Here is a 1,458-nt window from a genome sequence, read left to right on the forward strand (position 1 = left end):
TGGAATGCCCCCCTAAAGTTGGACTGCTTCAACTCTAGGAGATGAAGCTATGTCTAAACCGAAACATGACAGCCGCTTTCAGTTAAAAGCGGTTCAGGGGTTTCTGGCCAGTGGTTTAAATGCCACGCAGTACTCCCAACAAAACAATTTATGCCGCAGTACTCTTTGCTCTTGGGCTCGACGTTACCAAGAGCACGGCAAAGCAGCCTTTAAGGTTAAGCACAGCGTAACAACTCGCTATACTAAGGACTTTAAGCTTTCTGTCCTTAAGACAATGCAAGCGAAAAATCTAACCAAAAAAGCCGCCACAGCATTATTCAATCTAGGCGGTAATAGCACCATAGACCGCTGGCAAAAAGAGTATGTGCAAGGCGGTCTTGATGCGTTGAAGTCTAAAGGTGAACGTGTGGCTGCCAAAACTCATCCCCCTCAAAAGGCTAATTCTAAAAAGCCTTCTACACCAGAAGAGCTGCTTCTTGCACAGAAGCAAGAGGAAATTGACTACCTGCGTGCGGAGGTTGCTTACCTAAAAAAGCTGGATGCCTTAATTCGCAACAAAAAATCAGCAACAAAGAAAAAACGTTAATTGTTGATGAGTTAAGGCGCACACACGCACTGCAGACGCTGCTAAAGATCGCGAACTTAGCGCGCAGCACATTTTTCTATCAGTTGAAGCAATTGCGACAACCCGAGGAAAACGCAAGCTTGAGAGTGCGTATAAAAAAACTTTTTGAGACGCATTACAAGCTCTATGGTTACCGGAGAATCACCTACGACTTGCACCTTGATGACGTTAACGTAAACCATAAAAAGGTGCTGCGTTTGATGCGTAGCATGGGGCTGAAAGCTATCAGACCAAAACGTAGATACAACTCTTATGGTGGTGTCGCTGCGGGCACGCCTGTTGATAACATACTCAATCGTCAGTTCAATGTGGACGCACCGTATGAGAGGTTCGTTACGGATGTTACCGAGTTCAGGTTTAAGGGTCAGAAGTACTATTTATCAGTGCTGCTGGACTTGTTTAACAAAGAAGTCATTACCTACACGCTGGTTAAGCGTCCAAGGTATAGCATGGTAAAAGATATGCTCGACCAAGCACTACCTAAGATACAACAAGGTAAGCAGCCTATGCTGCACTCTGACCAGGGCTGGCATTATCGGATGTCTGACTTTAAAGAAGCCCTCAAAAATGCGCACATACAGCAAAGCATGTCCCGCAAAGCCAACTGTTGGGACAATGCCGCTATGGAAAGTTTTTTTGCGACTTTTAAGAACGAGTTTTTTAGTCGCTTTGAAGGAGAGACTGAAGAAAGCTTAACCGCCGAAATCAGCGAGTATATGCATTACTATAACGAGAAGCGGATTCGCTTGGATTTAAAAATGAGCCCCGTACAATACAGACTCAAGTATGAAAACAATTGTGTAAACGCAGTCCAATAAATGGGGTGCATTCCA

2 protein-coding genes are annotated in these 1,458 nt (G+C 44.7%); both read left to right on the top strand.

Annotated features, from left to right (window positions below):
* The first annotated feature begins 49 nt into the window (after nt 1-49).
* A complete protein-coding gene (locus QEZ41_RS11990) occupies nt 50-586 on the top strand; it encodes a transposase (protein ID WP_289411830.1) in 537 nt (178 codons plus the stop codon).
* Nucleotides 586-1,443: an IS3 family transposase gene (locus tag QEZ41_RS11995; RefSeq protein WP_289411831.1), complete on the top strand. Its 858-nt coding sequence runs from the start codon at nt 586-588 to the stop codon at nt 1,441-1,443. The genes QEZ41_RS11990 and QEZ41_RS11995 overlap by 1 nt, the downstream gene beginning before the upstream one ends.
* Nucleotides 1,444-1,458 lie beyond the last annotated feature (15 nt).

The organism is Thiopseudomonas acetoxidans (genome assembly GCF_030362935.1).
Classification (GTDB): domain Bacteria; phylum Pseudomonadota; class Gammaproteobacteria; order Pseudomonadales; family Pseudomonadaceae; genus Thiopseudomonas; species Thiopseudomonas acetoxidans.